The organism is Brevibacillus sp. FIR094, from assembly GCF_050477165.1.
In the GTDB taxonomy this organism is placed as follows: Bacteria; Bacillota; Bacilli; order Brevibacillales; family Brevibacillaceae; genus Brevibacillus.
Genome location: NZ_JBEAES010000012.1, coordinates 72860 through 94707, shown reverse-complemented (window position 1 = coordinate 94707; position 21848 = coordinate 72860). Strand labels below are relative to the sequence as shown.

The 21848-nt window shown below is 47.6% G+C and carries 19 protein-coding genes and 2 pseudogenes; 17 read left to right on the top strand and 4 right to left on the bottom strand.

Annotated features, from left to right (window positions below; translation table 11 throughout):
* Window positions 1-146: 146 nt before the first annotated feature.
* On the top strand, window positions 147-1175 hold the full coding sequence (locus tag ACQ5DJ_RS12920) for a phosphotransferase (protein ID WP_429842830.1): 1029 nt from the start codon (window positions 147-149) through the stop codon (window positions 1173-1175).
* A gap of 55 nt (window positions 1176-1230) precedes the next feature.
* Here ACQ5DJ_RS12920 and ACQ5DJ_RS12915 read toward each other — a convergent pair whose 3' ends face one another.
* Window positions 1231-3219, bottom strand: a complete 1989-nt coding sequence (locus ACQ5DJ_RS12915; protein ID WP_429842829.1) for a bifunctional 2',3'-cyclic-nucleotide 2'-phosphodiesterase/3'-nucleotidase — start codon at window positions 3217-3219, stop codon at window positions 1231-1233.
* A 217-nt stretch (window positions 3220-3436) separates the two neighbouring features.
* Here ACQ5DJ_RS12915 and ACQ5DJ_RS12910 point away from each other — a divergent pair, with 217 nt between their 5' ends.
* Window positions 3437-4009 carry a BofC C-terminal domain-containing protein gene (locus ACQ5DJ_RS12910; protein WP_429842828.1) on the top strand — a complete coding sequence of 191 codons (573 nt, stop codon included), beginning with the start codon at window positions 3437-3439 and terminating at the stop codon, window positions 4007-4009.
* Window positions 4010-4096: 87 nt separating this feature from the next.
* Here the strand turns inward: ACQ5DJ_RS12910 and ACQ5DJ_RS12905 are convergent, their stop codons facing one another.
* Window positions 4097-5182, bottom strand: coding sequence for a hypothetical protein (locus tag ACQ5DJ_RS12905; protein ID WP_429842827.1), 1086 nt, complete (start codon window positions 5180-5182; stop codon window positions 4097-4099).
* 132 nt (window positions 5183-5314) lie between these two features.
* Between ACQ5DJ_RS12905 and ACQ5DJ_RS12900 the strand changes: the two genes are divergently transcribed.
* From ACQ5DJ_RS12900 to yajC, 9 genes are all read left to right on the top strand, one after another.
* On the top strand, window positions 5315-5506 hold the full coding sequence (locus ACQ5DJ_RS12900) for a hypothetical protein (protein ID WP_017247563.1): 192 nt from the start codon (window positions 5315-5317) through the stop codon (window positions 5504-5506).
* Window positions 5507-5628: 122 nt separating this feature from the next.
* Window positions 5629-6129: a crossover junction endodeoxyribonuclease RuvC gene (ruvC, locus tag ACQ5DJ_RS12895; RefSeq protein ID WP_429842826.1), complete on the top strand. Its 501-nt coding sequence runs from the start codon at window positions 5629-5631 to the stop codon at window positions 6127-6129.
* Complete coding sequence (ruvA, locus tag ACQ5DJ_RS12890; RefSeq protein WP_012685581.1) at window positions 6126-6743, top strand: Holliday junction branch migration protein RuvA; 618 nt, start codon at window positions 6126-6128, stop codon at window positions 6741-6743. The genes ruvC and ruvA overlap by 4 nt, the downstream gene beginning before the upstream one ends.
* A gap of 4 nt (window positions 6744-6747) precedes the next feature.
* Window positions 6748-7746 (top strand): Holliday junction branch migration DNA helicase RuvB, encoded by a 999-nt coding sequence (gene ruvB / locus ACQ5DJ_RS12885; RefSeq protein WP_012685582.1) that lies wholly within the window; start codon window positions 6748-6750, stop codon window positions 7744-7746.
* A complete protein-coding gene (locus ACQ5DJ_RS12880; RefSeq protein WP_012685583.1) occupies window positions 7743-7961 on the top strand; it encodes a DUF2905 domain-containing protein in 219 nt (72 codons plus the stop codon). The genes ruvB and ACQ5DJ_RS12880 overlap by 4 nt, the downstream gene beginning before the upstream one ends.
* 173 nt (window positions 7962-8134) lie before the next feature.
* Entirely contained in the window at window positions 8135-10069 is a 1935-nt protein-coding gene (locus ACQ5DJ_RS12875) for a SpoIID/LytB domain-containing protein (RefSeq protein ID WP_429842825.1), read from the top strand.
* A 43-nt stretch (window positions 10070-10112) separates the two neighbouring features.
* A complete protein-coding gene (gene queA, locus ACQ5DJ_RS12870; protein WP_429842824.1) occupies window positions 10113-11141 on the top strand; it encodes a tRNA preQ1(34) S-adenosylmethionine ribosyltransferase-isomerase QueA in 1029 nt (342 codons plus the stop codon).
* 117 nt (window positions 11142-11258) lie between these two features.
* A complete protein-coding gene (gene tgt, locus ACQ5DJ_RS12865; protein ID WP_429842823.1) occupies window positions 11259-12389 on the top strand; it encodes a tRNA guanosine(34) transglycosylase Tgt in 1131 nt (376 codons plus the stop codon).
* Between the two features lie 18 nt (window positions 12390-12407).
* Window positions 12408-12728, top strand: coding sequence for a preprotein translocase subunit YajC (gene yajC / locus ACQ5DJ_RS12860; protein ID WP_429842822.1), 321 nt, complete (start codon window positions 12408-12410; stop codon window positions 12726-12728).
* Between the two features lie 49 nt (window positions 12729-12777).
* Here yajC and ACQ5DJ_RS12855 read toward each other — a convergent pair whose 3' ends face one another.
* A complete protein-coding gene (locus ACQ5DJ_RS12855; protein ID WP_144616740.1) occupies window positions 12778-13194 on the bottom strand; it encodes a TIGR04086 family membrane protein in 417 nt (138 codons plus the stop codon).
* A gap of 130 nt (window positions 13195-13324) precedes the next feature.
* Between ACQ5DJ_RS12855 and corA the strand changes: the two genes are divergently transcribed.
* The gene (corA, locus tag ACQ5DJ_RS12850) at window positions 13325-14302 is read left to right on the top strand and encodes a magnesium/cobalt transporter CorA (protein ID WP_137029849.1); all 978 of its coding nucleotides are present in this window, start codon (window positions 13325-13327) and stop codon (window positions 14300-14302) included.
* 67 nt (window positions 14303-14369) lie between these two features.
* Window positions 14370-15083 carry a DUF421 domain-containing protein gene (locus ACQ5DJ_RS12845; protein WP_429842821.1) on the top strand — a complete coding sequence of 238 codons (714 nt, stop codon included), beginning with the start codon at window positions 14370-14372 and terminating at the stop codon, window positions 15081-15083.
* A 3-nt stretch (window positions 15084-15086) separates the two neighbouring features.
* Here ACQ5DJ_RS12845 and spoVB read toward each other — a convergent pair.
* Window positions 15087-16672, bottom strand: a pseudogene (gene spoVB, locus ACQ5DJ_RS12840) (stage V sporulation protein B).
* 87 nt (window positions 16673-16759) lie between these two features.
* On the opposite strand from spoVB, the gene ACQ5DJ_RS12835 reads away from it, so the two are divergent.
* The 4 genes and pseudogenes from ACQ5DJ_RS12835 to recJ all read left to right on the top strand — a co-directional run bounded on the left by ACQ5DJ_RS12835 (window position 16760) and on the right by recJ (window position 21840).
* On the top strand, window positions 16760-16996 hold the full coding sequence (locus ACQ5DJ_RS12835) for a post-transcriptional regulator (RefSeq protein ID WP_429842820.1): 237 nt from the start codon (window positions 16760-16762) through the stop codon (window positions 16994-16996).
* A gap of 186 nt (window positions 16997-17182) precedes the next feature.
* Window positions 17183-18421, top strand: a complete 1239-nt coding sequence (secD, locus tag ACQ5DJ_RS12830; protein ID WP_376898708.1) for a protein translocase subunit SecD — start codon at window positions 17183-17185, stop codon at window positions 18419-18421.
* Window positions 18411-19328, top strand: coding sequence for a protein translocase subunit SecF (gene secF / locus ACQ5DJ_RS12825; RefSeq protein WP_429842819.1), 918 nt, complete (start codon window positions 18411-18413; stop codon window positions 19326-19328). The genes secD and secF overlap by 11 nt, the downstream gene beginning before the upstream one ends.
* 164 nt (window positions 19329-19492) lie before the next feature.
* Window positions 19493-21840: pseudogene (gene recJ, locus ACQ5DJ_RS12820) on the top strand (single-stranded-DNA-specific exonuclease RecJ).
* The last annotated feature ends 8 nt before the right edge of the window (window positions 21841-21848 follow it).

Genomic DNA, 21848 nt, shown 5'->3' with positions numbered 1-21848 from the left:
GGCAAGTACAATCGTTCTCCACAGGATATTCACAATAACATGATGTTCCCTCCTTCCCCGTGTATGGCTACCATGCCTGAACAAGGGGTTTGGCCGAACTGGGGAGATGGGCATGAAGATTCCTCTTCTTACTGAGAGGGTATGGGATGAACAAAGGAATCTTATCCACCATTGAAAAGGCTTTTCGCTGTCAAATCTACGGTGTGAAGCCGAAGCGAAACGTAAACCTGTTAAAAACAGACAGGGGCCACTGGATACTCAAAGGATATAAGCAGGTCGAAAAAGCTGTGTGGGTGACAGAGTTAGCGGATGCACTACATGAGAAGGGCTTTCATCATACTGTGCAGTATGTGGAGAATCATGAAGGGTCCAAAATTTTTGCATTTGAAGACCGTCATTACACCATCATGAAAATGATTGATGGGCATGAAGCAGATAACGCTTCTCTTTTCGATGTTAAAAAAACAGCAGAAACATTGGCCCGTTTTCATGTTGCAGCTCAGGGTTTTCCTATTCCTCATACGTATGCGTATGAAGGAAAACCGGCTCTTTTAGATAAATGGGAGAGCCGCTTGGAATACTTTGAGCGGTTGATGTGGTCGATTGAACAGAAGGGACCCCAGACAAAACTAGAGCAGCTCATTTCGCACCAGGCAGATCACGTTCTTCGAGATGGTAAGGAGCTGCTCCAATCTGCCTACAAGCTGCCTTTGACGCCAGAAATGTTTTTAGCCATGGAGAAGGGGACACTCGCGCATAGAGACGTGGCGAGTCATAACTTTTTGCTTACGGAGCGAGGCAATTGCTATTTGATTGACCTTGATACAGTAGGTCATGATCTTCAGCTTGTTGACCTTGTGCAATTAATGTCGCGAATGCTGTTGATGCAAGACTACCGCATGGATTCCTTTGTGGAAGCGATGGAAGCCTATAGTAACATCAATTATTTATCTGATACCCAGATATGGGCTGTTCATCAATTGCTTCGCTATCCGGATAACTTCTTGCGGGAGGTAACGGGCTTGTATAGTCAGCGCCCAGGCTACCACATGAAGGGCGTCATGCAGCTGATCCAAATGGAAGGAAAAGTAATGGCGAATCGCCAACGTTTTTTAAATGATGGAGAACGAATTTTCCAGCACTCTCCATGGGGGCATTACCATTTTGTCGGATAGTCGGATAAAACAAAACATCCCTCTCGAAAGAGGGATGTTTGTGTTGGTGACAAGCTTACTTGGAAGCAGGCTTGGACAGATCAATAGAGAATTTCGCAAACCCAGTTTCCAATACGTTGATGAACTTGATATTGGACAATTTTTCAGCGAATGGTTTCGCGTCAGGAGAAGAAGTGAATGTAACGTTCAGCTTCGCATCTACTGGAGCAAAAGACCAGTTGTTGTCTGCTGCTGGGTCGATATTTTTTTGGTTCAGGATGTAGTCGATTACGATTTGACGGTTTTCATCTGGAGAATCGATTACGATGTTTTTACCATCCAGTCCTGGGAACGCACCGCCGCCGCTTGCACGGTAGTTGTTGGTTACAACGATGAATTTGTCTTCAGGTTTTACTGGTTTGCCATTAAAGGACAGGTTTTTGATGCGGTTTGCATCTTTGCTTGCTACTTTTCCATCTACAGCGTACTTGGATGGCTGTGTAACATCGATTTGATAAGTAACACCGTCGATTACATCAAAGTTGTACGTTGGGAAAGACTCGTTGATGAGTGGTTGCTCATCAGTTTTCTTCAGATCGATTTGGTTGAACTGTCCAGCGGAGCGCTCCAACCATTCTTTCACCGTAGCTCCATCGACCAGAACCGCTTTCAATGTGTTCGGGTAGATGTACAGGTCAGATACGTTTTTGATGGCGATTGTACCAGCTGGGATATTGGAGTAGTAGCTTACCCCGTTACGGCCGCCTGCTTTAAATGGTGCACCAGCAGACAGAACTGGAATGCCTTCGTATTCTGTACCCTTCACGTTTTTCTCAACGAACCATTTTTGTGCATTGGTTACGATTTGGATAGATGGATCATCTTGTACGAGTGCAAAGTAGCTGAAGATCGGGGAAGAAGTTTTCCCTACAGCAGAACGAACCCATTCAACCGTTTTATCGTGATCTTCTTTTACTGCATCTACGATAGCTTTGTCTGCATCAGCCAAGGATGCTTTGTTCGCTTTGTCATAGATCGGAACTACTTTGGTAGCGGACTCAGCTACTCTCCATTTTCCTTTTTCTTGTTTCAGCGTCAGGTCGATCACGCCGAGGTGGTTACCCCAGAAGCCAGGCATAACGGCTGGTTTACCATTGATCGTTCCTTTTTCTGCATCAACGCCTGGAATTTTATCGAATCCAGGACCAGGGAATACGGAGTGGGAGTGTCCGAACAGGATCGCGTCGATACCATCTACTTTGCTCAGTTGGTAGCTAGCGTTCTCCAATTGAGGACCACCCTCGGTAGGGCCAATTCCGGAGTGAGGAACCGCGATGATGATGTCTGCACCTTTTTTCTTCATTTCAGGTACGAATTTGTTTGCAGTTTCTACGATGTCTTTCGCGATTACTTTTCCTTCCAGGTTAGCCTTGTCCCACTGCATGATTTGTGGCGGAACAAAACCGATTACGCCCACTTTGAGTTTTACATCTTTGCCGTTCTCATCTTTAAATGTGCGCTCCAGGATTTCGTAAGGAGTGTACATGTTTTTGTCATTGTCTGGATTTTTGTCCTTGTCGTCTACATAGACGTTAGAGTTTATGTAAGGGAATTTCGCACCCTTCAAGCTGGTGTCCAAGAACTCCAAACCAAAGTTGAACTCATGGTTACCGATATTGGCAACATCATAGTCCATCAGGTTCATTGCTTTGTAGGCAGGGTGAGTATCTCCAGCTTTCAACGGATCGATTTTTGCCACGTAGTCGCCCAATGGGTTTCCTTGCAACAAGTCACCGTTGTCGATCAGGATGCTGTTTTTCGCTTCTTCTCTTGCTTTTTTGACCAATGTCGCTGTTTTTGCGAGGCCAAACTCGTCTGTGTTTTTGTCTTGATAGTAGTCATAGTTAACGATGTTGGTGTGGATATCTGTCGTTTCCAACAGGCGGAGCTTCAGGACAGAATCTGTTTGCGCGCTTACAGGAGTAAGAGGAAAAGAGAGTGCGCCAACAACCAAAGAAGTGCTGAGGAGGAAAGCAGTCAGCATTTTTTTGTTCGTTTTTTTCATGTTTGAAATGACCTCCATAAGTTTACAATAATGCCAAGCAAAAATAGTTTATCATTAGATTCGGAAGCTGGATAGATAGCTAGATGAAATAGTATATTAATTTTTTGTATTGACAAAAATAAAAAAATATAACGTCAATCCCCCATTGGTCGCGTATGTCTCTCTTTCTTTGTGGTAATGATAGGAAGAAAAACCTATATAAAAGAAGGGGTTCTATGTGACTGAGAAGAAAAAGTGGATGGTTTACGCGACGTGGGGTGCAGCACTAGCCACAGGTGTCGTAGTCGGTATCCTGTTAGTGGGAAAGGACGGAAACGATTCGGGTCTTGCACGTTTACTGAACCATTCAGGCAAAGCAGATGTAGTCGCGGGGACGTCGTACGAACTGGTTTTAGCTCGCCATTATTTGTGTGGGATGCGAGACGAAGAACATGTGTCAGTTCGTACCAATCAACTGGCAGACGTCATGGGCAACTATAATGGATGGGAAATTGTACAAGCTGAGCCCGTCAAGATGATCTTAATGAAACGCGAGCAGGATATAGCGCCAGCGTGCAAGGATAGTGGACATATCGGAATAGCGTCAGACGGCATGCTTGCCCTCTTTCATGGTCTGCCTGCTGAACAAGATGTCGTGCAAACCTTTTATCGAATCGATACTGCGAAAATGGAAGCGAGTCTGCCAAAAGAGGAATGGGAGAATCTGAAACGGGGGATTCGCATTCGGAATCTGGCAGAGTATAACAGTGTATTGTCCACCTATGGCGAATACCAATGGAGTGGCCAATGAAAACGGGTGAAATGAAAAGAAATCCCTTTCGAGCCTTTCGTGTAACAAGCACGTATTGGATTGGAAAGGGATTTCTTATTTCAATTGCTATGGATTCAGTTCAACCGCGATGATTCTCCAGCGTTCCCCCGGGACTTCGCGGCGCAAAAGGAACTGCCATGTCCTTCGAAAATTCCCGCCTTCCCGGGCGATGTACGTGAGCCGAACGGGTACCTCTATCAAAAGGGGACCACGTTCGTCCGACGGGATGACGATTTCTGACGATCGCACAGATTCGATCGCGGACAACCCTTCAGGAAGTTCAAATCCGTCCGTTGTCATTCGCATCGCATGGGTGTCGTGCTCATGCAGCGCGGTGAGGAAATAGCCGACAAGCTCTTCAGGAGACGCCCCTTTTATTGTAGCCGCAAGTGCTCCGGAGGCTTTGAGAATCATCATGCTGTGACTAGGATCAGGCTCTGTGCGTCGATGGGTGGAGCTGCCAAAAAAGTGGATGCAAAAATGCCCGGGGAATTCATTTCCTTTAATCGCGCCAGCGCCATGAGGCATTCCGTGCATGGATGCTGCAAAATAAGTACCGTCTACCTCTACCAGAATGGCTCTGCGCTTCCACGACCATTTCCCCTGATAAATGTTTTTCATGATCAGTGTATCCTTGCGTGTTAACGGTTGGACATCGGCATGGCGACTACCTGCTCTGCGCTGGACATCAAAACGCTGTCCTGTCTCTAAATCAATCACGGTACCGAATTCCATCCGTTTCAACGTTTTTTTCACCTGTTCCCAGGGGAGGGCTTGTGCAAAATGGACTGCCTCTACGGACTTGACCATTTCCTCGATCCGCTGGCGAACATCGTTTACCAAAACATAACGACGAGGCATTTCTTTTTCATAAAGCTGGCCATCGTGATCATATACATACGTTCTTTTTTTTACCGTCAATGTAGCACGTATCCAGTGTGGGTTGTGGGAGGCGACTTCGGTAGTAGAGCCCAATAGCCGCTTCGTAAATTGCTTTTGATCAAGGAAGGGCATGGTCGTTTGGAAGGGGGACTCTGGTGACACTGATACGGTGACCATGATGTCATCCTTGACCTTGGCAAATGCAGAGTGCGGCATTGTCAGTGCGATTACGAAAAGGCATATACAAAAAATGAGGACTTTGCTTCGCAATAACCAACACCTCCACTGCTTATCGTTTCAATTAGATGTCTGGCTCATGTGGCGTAAATCTTGGTATCATAACGCCCTTGCGCTTACGCCATACTGATTTCATACGGTGATCGAAGGAGGAGTCTTTAGACCATGTCTACCATGCCTAGAGGTAGCTACAAAGACCAGTTCCATCAGCGTTTGTACGTTCAGTTGAACCAGGGGCACAACAAGCTCAATTACCAACAGATCAATAAGATCAAAGAGCACATGCAAAGTGGCGTAGACGAATATGCCCACTTGCAGCATGATGTGTCGGATTCACTCGGAATGAACAAACACTAACAGACACCGTATAACCCGTTCCTTTTATAAGGAGCGGGTTTTTACTATGGAAATACACGTTCGCTTTTTGAGTGCTTTGTGTTACAGTAGAGGGTAGAATCTTTGCTCACGGAGAGTGGACTATGCGCATTTTAGGAATTGACCCTGGCATTGCGATTGTTGGCTTCGGGGTTGTGGATAAAGAGGGCAGCCAATTGCGTCCCGTCCAATATGGAAGCATTCAGACAGAAGCAGGATTGTCAGTACCGCTTAGATTGAAACAGATTTTTGAGGCAATGCAGAGCCTTCTGGAAACATATCGTCCCGATGAAATGTCCGTCGAAAAGCTTTTCTTTAATAAAAACGTGACGACGGCCTTTACAGTTGGTCAAGCGCGAGGGGTTATTTTGCTTGCGGCAGAGCTAGCTGGTGTGCCGGTCTATGAATATACCCCAATGCAAGTCAAGCAAGCGGTTACTGGCTACGGGGGAGCAGAGAAGAAGCAAATACAGGAAATGACGAAGCTCCTATTGCGGTTAAAAGAAATACCAAAGCCTGACGATGTGGCGGACGCATTGGGCATTGCCATTACGCACGCACAGTTTCGCGCGTTCATTTCCATTTCGGAAGGGGTCAAGAAATGATTGATTTTGTAGAAGGTACACTTAGTTATCTCGATTCGGAATACATAGTTATCGAAACGGGCGGAATTGGTTATCGACTGTTTTGCCCAAACCCGTACCAATTCGTTCGATATGAAGGTAACAAAACCAAATTGTTTACTCACCACCACGTGCGGGAAGATGCCATTCTGTTGTACGGCTTTGCTACCCGTGACGAACGCGATTTGTTCCGCAAGCTGCTTGATGTTAGTGGAATCGGTCCAAAAGGCGGATTGGCCATTCTGGCTGCAGCGACGCCTGAGCAGTTGGTGATGGCGGTTCAACAGGAGAATGTTACCTATTTGACGAAATTTCCGGGGATTGGGAAAAAGACTGCCCAGCGCATTATCCTCGATTTGAAGGATAAATTGGTAGGATACACACCATCTGCGATTTTGACTGTTGCAGCGGGTGATTTGACAGCAGGCGAACAAGCTGTGTCGGCACTGAACGAAGCACTCGATGCATTGACCGCACTGGGTTACTCTGATGGTGAACTGCAAAAAATCAGAAACACGCTGTCTGAGAAATCAAAAGAGGGCGATGGTGTAGAAAAGCTCATCAAACAAGGGCTTGCGTTGCTCATGAGGGGGTAGGATTTTGGATTCTCGGATCATCACGACGCATATGAATTGGGAAGAAGATGCGGCGGAGCTGAGCCTCCGTCCTCGCTATTTAAACGAATACATTGGTCAACAGCACGTAAAGGAAAACCTGAAAATTTTTATTGAAGCAGCCAAAATGCGGAAAGAGTCGTTGGATCACGTACTGCTGTACGGCCCGCCTGGTCTGGGGAAGACGACGCTGTCGCAAATTATCGCAAATGAGCTGGGTGTGAATATCCGCACGACGTCTGGTCCGGCAATTGAGCGTCCGGGTGATTTGGCGGCGATTTTGACGAATTTGCAAGAGGGTGATGTCCTGTTTATTGACGAGATTCACAGGCTCAACCGAAGCGTCGAGGAAGTTCTGTATCCGGCTATGGAGGATTTTGCGCTGGACATCATTATCGGTAAAGGGCCAAGCGCTCGCAGTGTTCGTTTGGATTTGCCGCCATTTACACTGGTCGGGGCCACGACGCGGGCTGGAATGCTGTCTGCGCCGCTTCGAGATCGCTTTGGGGTTGTAAATCGCCTGGAGTTTTATACAGTCCCGGAACTGACCTTCATCGTCTCGCGGGCAGCCGACATTTTGCAGGTCGTCATTCGAGAAGGTGGGGCAGAGGAGATTGCCAGACGTTCGCGGGGAACACCCCGGGTGGCAAACCGCTTGCTTAAGCGGGTTCGCGATTTTGCCCAAGTAAAAGGCGAAGGCGTCATTACGACAGAGATTGCCAAAGAAGCGCTGGAAAGATTGCAAGTGGATGCCTGCGGTCTCGATCATATCGACCACAAACTGTTGCTAGCGATTATTGATCGCTTTGACGGTGGACCGGTTGGATTGGATACGATTGCAGCAACAATCGGAGAAGAGTCACAAACGGTGGAAGATGTTTGCGAGCCATATCTCATGCAGATCGGCTTTATGCAGCGAACGCCGCGGGGGCGTGTACTCACCCCGAGTGCGTACCAACACTTTGGTCGGGAGATGAAATCGTGAATCCTGTAGCCAAGCTACTTATTATTGGTGGTGCTGCTTTAATCGTAATCGGTCTTTTGTGGCAGGTAGGAGGCAGATTTTTGCCACTGGGGCGTTTGCCGGGAGATATCGTGGTAGAAAAGGAAAACGTCAAGTTCTACTTTCCGATTGTGACTTGTATTGTGATTAGCATCGTCCTGTCTCTTGGCATGTATTTATTCCGGCTGTTTAAATAGGCAAGTGTGAAGGCCATCGGAGCTCATCGTTCCGGTGGTTTTTTTGCGTGCGGGTGTTTGGGCCCATTTTACGAAAAAGGCAGGAGATCAGCCTACGATTGTCGAAAAACATGGGAAGACATGCCAATTTTTGACGAAATCAAGCTTAGACAAAATCAGGTGGAGAAAGGACAATGGACGACATGAGAAAGAATTGGATGGGGAAAGTCCTTTCGGTGGGCCTGCTATCAGTAGTTCTCGTAGGAGGACAAGTACCAGCGCAGGCAGCCGGCGACAATATCAGGGTTGCGCTATTTGTGGATACAGGACAAGGTTATCGGGGAGTAGTTCCTTCCGTTACACTAACGGCTGAAAATGGAATGGAAGTCGTGCTCAATGGACCCGAGGGCAAAACAGATTTACCCGAATTAAAGGGAGATGCAGCTCGTTACCGAGTTGATGAATATCATTTGATCGTTACCGAAACAGGTGACTGGAATCGCGCACAGCAGATTGCACAGCAAATGAGCCAACGAAAATACGAGGGCTCCATCCAGGTGGCAAAACGTAACGGTCAGAATGTCTATCAGGTTGTAAGCGGAACGTATGATACGTATCAGGTTGCAGTCAATCAGGCAAAAACGGTTGCCCAAGCAATCGGGCAGAATCCGTTGGTAAAAGGTCCGCATCGACTCGAAGCGGGTAAATTCAAAAGCTTAAAGGAAGCACAAGAATGGCAAGCGTCATTTGAAGCAGCAGGTATTCCTGCTTATCCCGTGATGGTATCAGATGGGGATAAAGTCAAATATGCGGTTTGGATCGGTGACGAGGTTAGTCCTGATGCTGTGAAAGAATTGAAACGAAGAGCAAACGCCGCATTTCCTTCTTTCTCCTATCAGGAGCCAGCCAGCCAATCTTATGTTATATTGAAGCAGGATGTATACGGTTCACCAGATGAAGTGATTTGGAAGTATGTATTCTCCCCTCAAGTGAAGCTGACAGTGGAAGCGAATAAAGCAGGGGATGAATCGGTGATTGGCGTTGTAGAACGAGAGCAGCGCACATATCGCGGCGAGCTGGAGCTGTCGGAATACAATGGTCACTTGACGCTAGTAAATGAGCTTCCAATGGAAGAGTATCTGTATGGAGTCGTTGGCTCTGAAATGGCTCCAGGCTGGCCGATGGAAGCATTGAAAACACAGGCGGTCCTGTCCAGAACTCGTGCTGTGTGGCAAGGCAATAAGTATGGAGTTGCCAATGTGTCCGATACGGTTTTCGAACAGGCGTATTATGGCTATACAAAAGAGTCTGATGATGTACGTGAGGCCGTCAACGAGACAGAAGGCGAAATCATTTACTACCAAGGCAAACCTGCTGAGTCACTCTTCTATTCCAATGCAGGCGGTATGACGGCGGACGGCACAGAAGTATGGGGCAATCCAGTTCCATATTTGCGATCTGTCGAGAGTAAAGATACATATCCAATGGATAATGCGAGCGTATGGTATCGCGTGGCTCTAGCAGATGGATCGCTCGGCTATGTAAGAAATGATCTGGTAACCGAAACAGGCCAGAGCAATTCAGCGGGACAAAAAATTGCGGTCATTTCGACCGAGAATACCAATTTGCGCTCAGGTCCAAGTACAACGACTCATCGTGTGTTGTCCGTTCTCCCTACTGGCGCAGAAGTAACGATCCTCTCAGAAGTAAAAGAAGAAAATGCGTATTCGTGGACGCGTGGACCCTTTACTGCTACAGAGGTTGCAGCCATGATCAATGCTGCGCATGACAAGAACAAAGCTCCACTCATTTCAGGAAACGTAACGAGCCTGAAAGTGACAGAACGCGGTCCATCTGGGCGTGTGATCGCGATGGAAGCAAACGGGACGCCGATCGTCGTTTCTTCACCGGATGCTTTCCGTTCTGTTTTTCAACAAGGTGGCACCTCTCTGCGCAGCACGAAGTTTGAAGTAGAAATGATCAATGGTTCGCAATTCATCTTCCGTGGTACTGGCTTTGGGCACGGACTTGGTGTTTCGCAATACGGAGCTCGTGCGATGGCAGAAGAAGGGTATGGCTACAAAGATATCTTGCAACACTACTACCAGGATGTGACAATCGAAAAGTAACTCGTTTGCCACAAGATCTACCGCAAAAAGGAGTAACGATTTCGTGGACGTGCAACAATTTGATTTTGATTTGCCGGAGCATTTGATTGCCCAGCACCCGCTAGAAGACCGAACATCATCGAGATTGCTCATGTTAGAGAAACAAACAGGCAATATCGTTCATCAGCAATTTACCAATTTAATCGATCACCTCCAGGCAGGGGATGTACTCGTGATGAATGACAGCCGCGTTTTACCTGCCAGATTGATTGGAGAAAAGGCAGACACTGGTGCAAAAATAGAAATCCTTTTGCTGAAATCACTTGGTGACGATCGCTGGGAGACGCTGGTGAAGCCCGGGAAGCGGATGAAGCCGGGGACAGAAGTGGTTTTTGGTAACGGTCTATTGCGTTGTGTTTGTGAAGGCGTGACAGAGACGGGTGGACGAATCGTGCGCTTTTTGTACGAGGGAATCTTTTATGAGATTCTCGATCAATTAGGCTCGATGCCTTTGCCTCCGTATATTCACGCACAATTGGACGACAGTGAGCGTTACCAGACAGTCTATGCGAAGGAGCGCGGCTCGGCAGCAGCTCCGACAGCCGGCCTCCATTTCACGAAGCCATACTTGGAGCAAATCGCTGCCAAAGGTGTACAGCTGGCTTACGTGACTCTACATGTGGGACTTGGGACGTTTCGCCCTGTATCAGCCGATTCCGTGGAAGAGCATGTCATGCACGCGGAGTACTATGAGATTCCCGAGGAAACAGTAGAGCTGGTGAACCAGGCAAAAGCAGAAGGTAGAAGAGTAATCGCTGTCGGGACGACATCGTGCCGCACATTGGAGACAGTAGGGCGCGCGAATGGAGGAAAGCTGGTCGCAACCTCTGGTTGGACGGATATTTTCATTTATCCGGGCTACACGTTTTCCATCCTGGACGGGCTCCTGACGAATTTCCACTTGCCAAAGTCTACGCTCGTTATGCTCGTGAGTGCTTTGGCTGGAAAAGAGAATGTGATGCGTGCCTACAAAACGGCTGTGGAAGAGGAGTATCGCTTCTTCAGTTTTGGCGATGCAATGTTAATTTTATAAAAATGTGAACAACCCACCTGTATAAGTGTATACTTATTAGTCAGGTGGGTTTACTTCGCCCAGAAGTTTTTCTATAATAGGTAAGACTTACATACATAGCTTGAGGAGTGCAAAGATTTGGCTGTACGCTACGAGTTAATCAAAACATGCAAACAAACTGGTGCACGTCTCGGTAAGCTACATACCCCTCATGGGACGATTGACACCCCTGTCTTTATGCCTGTCGGTACACAAGCGACAGTAAAGACGATGAGCCCCGAGGAGTTAAAAGCACTTGGCGCGGGTATCATCCTCAGTAATACGTACCATTTGTTTCTTCGTCCAGGGCATGAAATTGTTCGCGAGGCGGGCGGATTGCACGGCTTTATGAATTGGGACCGTGCCATTCTGACTGATTCCGGCGGTTTTCAAGTATTTAGCCTTAGTAACCTCCGCAAGATCACGGAGGAAGGAGTATCCTTCCGTTCCCACTTAAACGGAGAAAAACTGTTTATTGGTCCTGAAGAGGCTACACAGATTCAAAACGCGTTGGGTGCCGATATTTTCATGGCATTCGATGAGTGCGCTCCATATCCTGCGGAGTACGATTACGTAAAAAAATCAATGGAGCGAACAACCCGCTGGGCAGAGCGTTGCCTGAAGGCACATACTCGTCCAAACGAACAAGCATTGTTTGGAATCGTTCAGGGTGGCATGTTCAACGATTTGCGCGCACAAAGTGCACGCGATCTCGTTTCCATGGATTTCCCAGGATACGCGATCGGCGGTTTGAGCGTGGGAGAACCGTTTCCTTTGATGTATGAAGTGCTGGAGCACACCGTTCCACTGCTTCCGACAAGCAAAGCCCGCTATTTGATGGGGGTTGGTTCACCAGATGCTCTTATCGACGGAGCGATCCGCGGCATCGACATGTTTGATTGTGTGTTGCCGACGAGAATTGCTCGCAATGGGACATGCATGACAAGCCAGGGAAGACTGGTCATCCGCAATGCAAAATACGCGCGCGACTTTACCCCGCTTGATCCAAATTGCGATTGCTACACCTGCAAAAACTACACACGTGCTTACATCCGACACCTGGTCAAGTCGGAGGAAACTTTTGGCATCCGATTAACTACCTACCACAACTTGCATTTCTTGGTGAAGTTAATGGAACAGGTGCGTCAGGCGATTGCCGAAGACCGCTTGCAAGATTTCCGCGACCAGTTTTTCGCTCAATATGGATTGGGTGAGAATAGATCTTTTTAATCGAGGGGGATTTTTTTCATGGAAGGCTTGACTCAGTTTTTACCGATTATCATCATGTTTGCGATTTTTTACTTCTTGCTGATTCGTCCGCAACAAAAGAAGGCAAAACAACGCAACGCTATGCTTGGTGCTCTGAAAAAAGGCGACAAGATCGTAACAATCGGTGGAGTGCATGGAACAATCCAAGACCTGTCTGATGATACTATCACTTTGCGTATTGCTCATAACGTAAACGTTACGTTCGATCGTGGTGCGATCAACAGCGTAGTTTCTACCAGCAACGAACCTGCAAAGAGTGAACCAGCAAAGATCGAAGAAGCAAAAGAAGAATCCAAATAATACATGCGAAAAGCAGGTGGGTGATCCACCTGCTTTTTTCTGTCTTGTTTTAGCGGCGAGGCTTGATAACTTTAGGTTTACCGCCTTTATGCTTGTTGTTGGAATTGGCCGAATTCACGCCGAGAATCCCACCTAACGCAGCCACTCCGAAAGCGCCGAACAAGAACAAGAAGGTCCCCCATTGCATCGGGGCGTCAAAGCCAAGGAAGCCGATCAAAAGGATGAAAAGGAAGTAAGTGAGTCCGGTAAGTCCGCCGTAGTACCAGCCCCTGCCGCCACAACGACGTCCAGTAACGAATCCCCCGATCAAGAGGGCGATGGCATTGATCACGTACGTAAAATAGGGCAGTGTGCCTTCCCGTATCGAGGTGAAGCTAAGGAGCAAGGTCGCAAGCAACGCTCCAACTAAAACAAGACATGTCGTATACAATAGACCTGTCAGTACAGAGGTGGATGCACTTCGCACGGTATGTACCCCCTTATTGGAAGTGTTTGTACATCTATATGAGAGGCTTGGCTCACGTATTCATCTTCGCGTTGAACATTGATAGGAATTTTCGTATGATGGATGGGGAACGAGACGGGGGTGAGGAAGATTGATCAAAACGTACTTTTATAACCACTCTGAACAGAAGATGTTTCACGACGTTGATCTGGCAACGAAGGATCAATGGCTGAAATCACCAGAGGATCTACTCTGGATCGATCTATATGATGTGGGAAACAATGAACTACCCTATATTGCCAAGATTTTCGACTTTCACCCGCTGGCAATTGAGGACTGCCTGCACGTCAGTCCACGTGCCAAGGTAGATAAGTACGATGACTACTATTTCTTCGTTTTTCACGCCCTGCGTTACAATGAAGAAAGCGATGACGAGATCACAACGGTAGAACTGAACGTTTTTCTCGGCCCTAACTACATCGTGACGATCCACAAGTCCCCGATGAATACCATCGGTCGGATCGCTGCCATGTGTCACCGCAACATTTCTTACTTGAACAGAGGTCCTGACTATTTGCTGTATGCCATTGTAGACGGGATTACCGATGAATATTTTCCCATTATTGATCGGATTAGTGTGCGGATTGACGAGCTGGAGGACGAGATTTATGAACATCAGATGGAGGAAATTACCGAAGAGTTCCTGGCGTTGAAGCGAACGATTATTTTAATCAGGCGTGTGATCATGCCGCAAAAAAGAATTTTCGCGAACGTCAACGGCCGTTACTCCTTCGATATTTCCGAGGAAAACGTTCCGTTCTACACCGACCTAACAGACCACTTGGAGCGAATTTCCGATTCAACGGAAACCTTCCGTGATCTGGTAAACGGTGCGTTGGATACGTACTACACCATCATTAGCGCCAAAACAACGGAGACGATGCGGGTTCTTACCATCATCTCTACCATCATCCTTCCGTTGACATTTATCACCGGACTATTCGGGATGAATACTTTCGCATGGTTGGGTGAAGAAGCCGAACCGTATATGCTGATCGTGGCACTCGTGATTATGCTAGGCATGACGTTTACTATGCTTCACATTTTCCGCAAGCGAAAGTGGCTGTAATTGGTGCTAATACTTTCCCTGCCCCCTGTTGAACACTAGTATCAAATGTTCTTAGGGGGCAGCGTATGTGGATAATCTTACAATGGTGTTACTTCGCACCCTTTTCTCGTATTTTTTCCTCTTGATCTTAGTGCGGTTGATGGGAAAGCGGGAATTGGGAAAGCTGTCCGTTTTTGATGTGGTCATCTCGATCATGCTTGCAGAAATGGCTGCACTGGCGATTGAGGATGTCGATAAGCCAGCTCTTCGGTTTTATTTGCCGATGCTGTTGATTGCCTTATTGGAAGTCGCCTTCGCTTTTCTGTCTTTAAAGAGCAAGAAATTCCGCGATACAGTGGACGGCTCTGCCGATTTGATTATAGAAAATGGGCAAATCAGGGAGCAGGCGATGCGTCGTAATCGCTTGAACATGGATGATTTGATGATACATCTGCGGCAAAAAGACGTAAAAAACATTGCCGATGTTGAATTTGCGTTGCTGGAGCCAACTGGACAGATGAGTGTGTTTTTAAAGGAGCAAAAAGAAAAGGTTACGAGGGAAGATTTCGCGTTGATGAAGAAGCCACAGGTCGGTCCTGTCTCGTACAAAGGTCTGCCCATCCCACTGATTCTCGATGGCAAGGTGAGGACAGAGGCATTGAGCAAGATCGGACAAAACCAGCTTTGGCTGAAACGAGAAATCCGGAAATACGGAATCAAAGACATTCGAGAAGTTTCTTTTTGCAGCATTGACGAACGTGGCATCATGTATTTGGACAAAAAAGACAAGCCGCTGCAATAAGCGCTAGCGGCGAGGGAAGAACACGGCGAGTTGTTCGCCGATCCACGGGATGCGACGCACGTCTTGCTTGCCCAAGACACGCATGGCGACGAGCAGGACAAAGTACAGCAAGGTGCTAATGAAGGTGCTTGCAGTCAATAGCTGCCCAATGGATACTTCCATAAACCAGTGCTTGGCAATGTAGGAACCGGAATAACCCATGAGTAGCATGGCGACCGCGATTTTGCCGAATTCCCAAAGGTCGATCGTAAACCCGATTTTTTTGATCAGGCTGGCAAAATGCAATAATGTTCCAAGTGTAATGCCGATATTAAGAGCAATGACAGCGCCGTGAATGCCAAATGCTGGATGCGCCGTGAAAAAAACATGGCGACAGTTTTTACGATGGCACTGATCAGCGTATTTCGAAAGACGACCTGAGCGTAATCGAGGCCTTGCAAGGCGGCTGCAAGTGGTGCTTGGAAAAACAGGAAGACGGAGAACGGTGCCATCTCTTTTAGCAGCACGCCAACCTCCCGATACTCATTGCCATAGAGCAGGACACATAAAGGTTCTGCAAAAATGGTGAGCAAGACGGTACAAGGTGCTCCGATGACGAGTGTAATCCGCATGGCTTGATAAATGCGGCGATGCACGAGTGGAGCATTTTTTTGATAGGCCGCTTCCGCCACGGCAGGAACGAGGGAAACGGACAAGGAATACGTTAAAAAAGTGGGAAAAAGCAACAAAGGAACGGCCATTCCCGCAAACTGTCCGTACAAACCAGTAGCAGTCGAGGTAGTAAAGCCTGCGATGACGAGCGCGTACGGTACGAGCATCGGCTCTAGCACGTAAGCGATGGAGCCGATGATACGGCTTAGCGTGACAGGGAGTGCGACATGGATGAGTTGCGACAAGCTCTTTTTGCTTGCTGAAACCGTCATGAGAAGGGGCTTATCCAGAAGCTGAGCTGCTGTTTTTTTGCTGCCTTTACGATACTGCCAGAGAATGTACAAGAGTCCGGCGGCTTCTCCAAAAATAATGCTGGCGACAGCCCCTGCTGTGGCGTACTCAATGCCTGCCGATAAAAACGACATCGTCATGACAACGACCAGTGCCATTCGGACGATTTGCTCCACGAGTTGAGAGACGGCCGTAGGGATCATGTTTTGCTTGCCTTGGAAGTATCCGCGAAGGACAAGTGAAATGCCGGAAATCGGGATGACCGGAATGGCTGCAAGCAGAACAATGTGTGCACGGGGGTCCGCGAATAGCATTCCGGAAATCCATTGAGAGAACAAGAGGAGCAGGATACAGATGAAGAGGCTGATCCCGCCTGTGACCGACAAGGCTAGTAGCAGAAATCGGCGAGTCAGCCGCGGATTATTAGCCGCTTCAGTCTCTGCCACTTGCTTTGCAATGGCAACCGGAAGTCCGAATGTCGTCACAGTAATCAGAAAGTATAAAAGGGGCACAACCATCTGATAAAGCCCCATCCCTTCCGCTCCGATAATGCGTGACAACACGATCCTGTGAGCAAAACCAAACACTTTGGTGATGCCACCAGCAATAATGAGGATGACCGTTCCGTAAAAGAAGGATTGTTTCATGGAAGGCTCCTTTGCAAGGATAAATTCACTCAGTAAAGAATATGGACGTGCCGCTGTCGGCATGACTACTTTGAGGGGGAAATTGGGATGGACCAAGCGCAAAAACAGGAATGGTATGGGCAAGTCGCAAGTCTTTGTGTAAGCAAGGCAGAGGAATTTGCCCTCTTGGGGTATGACAATGTGGTAGCTGAAGACGTTTGGGAATGCGTCACGAACAGCTATAAAGAAATGCCACCAATACACCAGCTTGTCAACGACATTTTGTCCTTGAAGCCTAACAAGTATATGAATTACCTCATGATTCAAATGTATAAAAATTCGTAGCGATTTTATAGAAACTTCTTTCTGCCAAATTCGTATACGTAACATGTCGCGAAATAGGCAAGGGGATGGTTACCATGGTTCGCTTTTCCAGCAATAATTGACACGTTTTTTTGTACTTCGTTATAATGGACATATTGGTTTCTCGTCTAGGACGGGACCCTGTTAGGAAAGAGGGGTATTACTACGATGATAAAATGGGGAAGATTCCTCCTGTTTCTGGTCGTTGTCGGGCTATTGGCTACACTCGTGGCAACTACGACCAAACAGGTGGCAGGAAACATCACACTCGGCCTGGACCTCCAGGGCGGGTTTGAGATTCTGTATGAGGTAGAGCCTCTCGAGGCTGGGCACCAAGTTGATATCGAGCTTTTGAAATCAACAGCTCACATGATTGAAAGGCGGATTAACATTGGTGGCGTGGCTGAACCAGTCACCACTACTGAATTGCCAAACCGGATTCGTGTTCAAATCGCATCACAAACAGCGGATCAGGACAAGCTTCGCGAGTTGATCGGGAAGCCTGCACATCTGACATTCCGTGATGAAAATGGCAAGATTATGTTGCAAGGTAGTGACTTGGCTCCAAACGGGGCAGCAGTTGGTTATGACGAGCTGAAACGCCCACTCGTTACCCTGAAATTCTCTGACCCGAAGAAGCTAGAAGAGGCCACACGTGCAAACCTGCACAAGCCAATGGCGATCTTCTTGGATGAGACGATGCAAACCAATCCGACCATTCAATCGGTCATTTCTGGTGGTAGCGCGCAAATTACTGGAAATTACACACAGGAATCGGCACAGGAATTGGCTGATCTGCTGAATTCCGGTGCGATGCCAGCGAAGCTGGTTGAGAAGCAAGTAACCTCTGTGGGTGCTTCCTTGGGGACTCTGGCTCTGGAGAAAACCTTGTATGCAGGGTATATCGGAGCTGCGCTGATCTTTATTTTCATGGTAGTTGTTTACCGTATGCCAGGTATGATTGCGAACATTACCTTGGCTGGATTTACCTATTTTTGTATGGTTGTGCTTGATTGGATGAATGCAACGCTGACACTTCCAGGTATTGCCGGATTTATTTTGGCTGTCGGGATTGCCGTGGATGCTAACATCATTACATATGAGCGCATCCAGGAAGAGCTTCGCTCCGGTAAAACCGTTCTCTCCGCCTTCCGCGCTGGTGAGCGTCGTTCCTTGGTTACGATTATCGATGCTCACGTGACGACACTGATTGCGACTGGCGTACTGTTCTTTTTCGGGACGAGCTCCGTACAAGGCTTCGCTGTTGTATTGGCGATGACGATTATCGTAAGTATCATTACCAACGTGTTTGGGTCTCGCTTCCTCCTCTGGCTGGTTGTCCGTGCCAACATGTTTAAAAAGCCGTTCTGGTTCGGGGTAAAGGAGAGTGAGATCCGTGAGCTATGATAAAGACCATACTGTAGTCAGATTTGACATCGTGAAAAATCGCAGGAAGTTTTTTATCTTTTCCTCTGCGATTATTATCATCGGCCTTCTGTTTACGCTATTTCAAGGGCTTCACCTTGGTGTTGACTTTAAGGCAGGAACTCGCTTGGATATGTTCATTGGAAAAGAATTCAATCCAGCAGATGTAGAAGCAGTGATCAAGCAAGAGGTTCCAGAGGTGAATTTTAGCAAGGTCACTCCTTATGGTACTAATCAGGCCTATACACGTTTTGACCAAACCATTTCATCCGACACACTGATGAAAGTGGAAAATGCGCTCAAAGCAAAATATGGTGAGCAGGTTAGTAAACAGGTTTCGTCGGTTGATCCAAGTATTGCGCAAGAGATGGTGAAAAAAGCAGGAATTGCGGTTGCGATCGCTGCTGTGGGAATTGCCATCTACATCGCGATCCGCTTCCAATGGCTGTTCGGTATTGCGTGTGTCGTGGGGCTGGCGCATGACGTGTTTATCCCGATAGCGTTGTTCTCCATCCTCGGGTTGGAGGTAGACATTACCTTTATCGCTGCGCTTCTGACGATCCTGGGTTACTCGATTAACGACAAAATCGTTATTTTTGACCGGATTCGGGAGAACTTGAGAACCATGAAGTCCAAAACGATTCCTGAACTGGAACATCTGGTTAACGTGTCCCTCTGGCAGACCATGCGTCGTTCTGTATACACGGTAGCAACTGTATTCTTCACAGCTCTTGCACTTGCTGTTTTGGGAAGCGAGAGCATTCGCAACTTCTCCCTGGCTCTGCTGTTCGGTCTTGTGAGTGGTACGTATTCCTCTATCTTTATTGCAGCCCAAATATGGGTGAATCTGAAAGAACGGAATATGAAAAAGAAAAAAGAAGCAGTATAAAGGTGGACGAAACCGCAGGTGAACCCTGCGGTTTTTTTATCTTCTATTGCCGTTTTGAGTACAGTTTAGAGCCGCTTGAGAGTTTTGCATAAAACGGTATGTTTTATGCAGTTGTCAGCTTCGTGCTCCATCCACTATAATGAATGAGGATTGGAGGAAAGCCCATGCTGAAAGCGAAAACACGCTGGAAACTGGCCACCTATGATGAGCAGCTAGCTGCTAGTATTGCCGCAGATTGCCAGCTTACTCCGCTCGTATCCAAGCTATTGGTGATACGTGGCATTGACACATCACAAAAGGCTCGTGACTTTTTGCAAGCCGGTCCAGAATTGTTTCATGACCCTTTCTTGCTGGATGGAATGGAACAAAGCGTGCATCGCATTCAACAAGCCATTCAAAGGCAAGAACCGATTTGCATATACGGCGATTACGACGCCGATGGGGTTAGCTCCACATCGTTAATGGTACATCTACTGCGCCAACTCGGCGCTGTTTTTGACTACTACATTCCCAACCGTTTTACAGAAGGGTATGGGTTACATAAAGACGCATTGGCGCATCTGCATCATAGCGGCTATAAGCTGATCATCACTGTCGATACAGGGATCAGTGCAGTGGAGCAGGTAGCGTACGCGAACCAGTTGGGTCTTGACGTCATTGTAACCGACCATCACGAACCTCCGGCAATCATCCCGGAGGCATTTGCTGTGATTAACCCCAAGAAGCCCGGCTGTTCGTACCCGTTTGATATGTTGGCGGGAGTTGGGGTTGCCTTTAAAGTGGGGCATGCCTTGCTGAAAGAACCACCGCTGCATTTGGCTGATTTGGCTGCATTGGGGACGATAGCGGATCTGGTGCCGTTGGTAGATGAAAATCGCATTCTTGCTCGAGCAGGATTAAAGCGCTTAAATCATACTAGGAACCTTGGTCTGCAAGCTTTAATCAGAGTTTGTGGGTTAGCGGATACCGAGCTATCTGCGGGACATGTAGGCTTTGCGTTAGGACCGCGTCTGAATGCAAGCGGAAGGCTGGAGACGGCTGAATCTGCTGTGAAATTGCTGACGACTTCGGATATGGACGAAGCAGAGAAATGTGCCCAGGCGCTGGACGACTTAAACCGCGAACGTCAAGAAATCGTCGCAGCGATGACTGAGGAAGCTGTACAGATGGTGAATGAGCTGTATCCGCCAGACCAGAACAATGTTCTCGTTCTGGCTAAAGAAGGCTGGAACGTGGGTGTGGTAGGGATCGTAGCTTCCCGATTGGTCGAGCTTTTTTACCGTCCAACGATTGTGCTTGGCATTGATCCGGAAAAAGGAACGGCAAAAGGTTCGGCAAGAAGCATTGCAGGTTTTGATATGTATGAAGGTCTGACTGCTTGCAAGGAATGGCTACCGCACTATGGCGGTCATACAATGGCAGCGGGGATGACCTTGCCTGTAGAAAATCTCGACTTATTACGCCAAAAATTAAACGAGCTCGCTGGAGAGTGGTTGTCCACTGAAGACTTCACGCCGATGACCAAAGTGGACGTTGCGATGAGCATGGAAGAGATCAGCTTGACCGCAGCGGAGCAACTTGAACAGCTCGCCCCATATGGAATGGGGAATCCAACACCACTCGTTTTATTAGAAGAAGTAGAAACACAAGGGATGCGCACCATTGGGCGAGATGACAATCATTTGAAGTGTACATTGAACAAAGCGGGAACCTCTTTGGATGCAATTGGCTTCAACTGGGCACATGTAACAAAGAGAGTAACACCCAAGGCACGTTTTCACGTATTGGGAGAAGTGTCAGTAAACGAATGGAACGGCAATCGAAAGCCTCAGCTAACGATCCGTGATTTATCTGTTGGACACCAGCAAGTGTTTGACTGGCGAGGCAGTCGTGACAAGATAGAGAAATGGCAGCAAGTGATGGCGGAGTCAAATTCGGTGACCATTCTGTTTCGCGAGGATAGCTATGAGCCATTGGCAGCGAAAGCGACAATTGATCAGGTGAATTCCTTGTTCGTGGTTGGTCGAGAGGAGACGTACATCACAGCCTCTTCCAACGTGATTTTGTATGATTTGCCGAAGCATCGTTCCGAATTGGAAGTGGTTCGTGTCTTGCTCAAACAAGCGGAGCGTATATACTGTTTGTTTGGTGATCCGGACTTGGGAATGGAGCGGCTTTCCTGTCCGGGCCGGGATCATTTTAAACAGTTGTACCAGTTTTTTGTCCAGGTGCCAACTGTTAAAAAATCCATATGGATGCATTGGCTAAAAAGCTGCAATGGAAAAGAAATCTATTGGATGGCATGATCGCCATCTTTATGGAGCTAGAGTTTTTAGTAGAGGAGGCCGAGCAGTACACGTTGCAGACCAACACTGCGAAAAGGCCACTCGAGAGCTCTATGCTCTACGCGAATTGGAAGGAAGAGGCACAGCTTGCTACGGATTTATTACTTTCTTCTTCTGATGCAATGATTCAAGCGCTTCATCAATTGGTGGAACCAACCACCGTTTAGGAGGAATT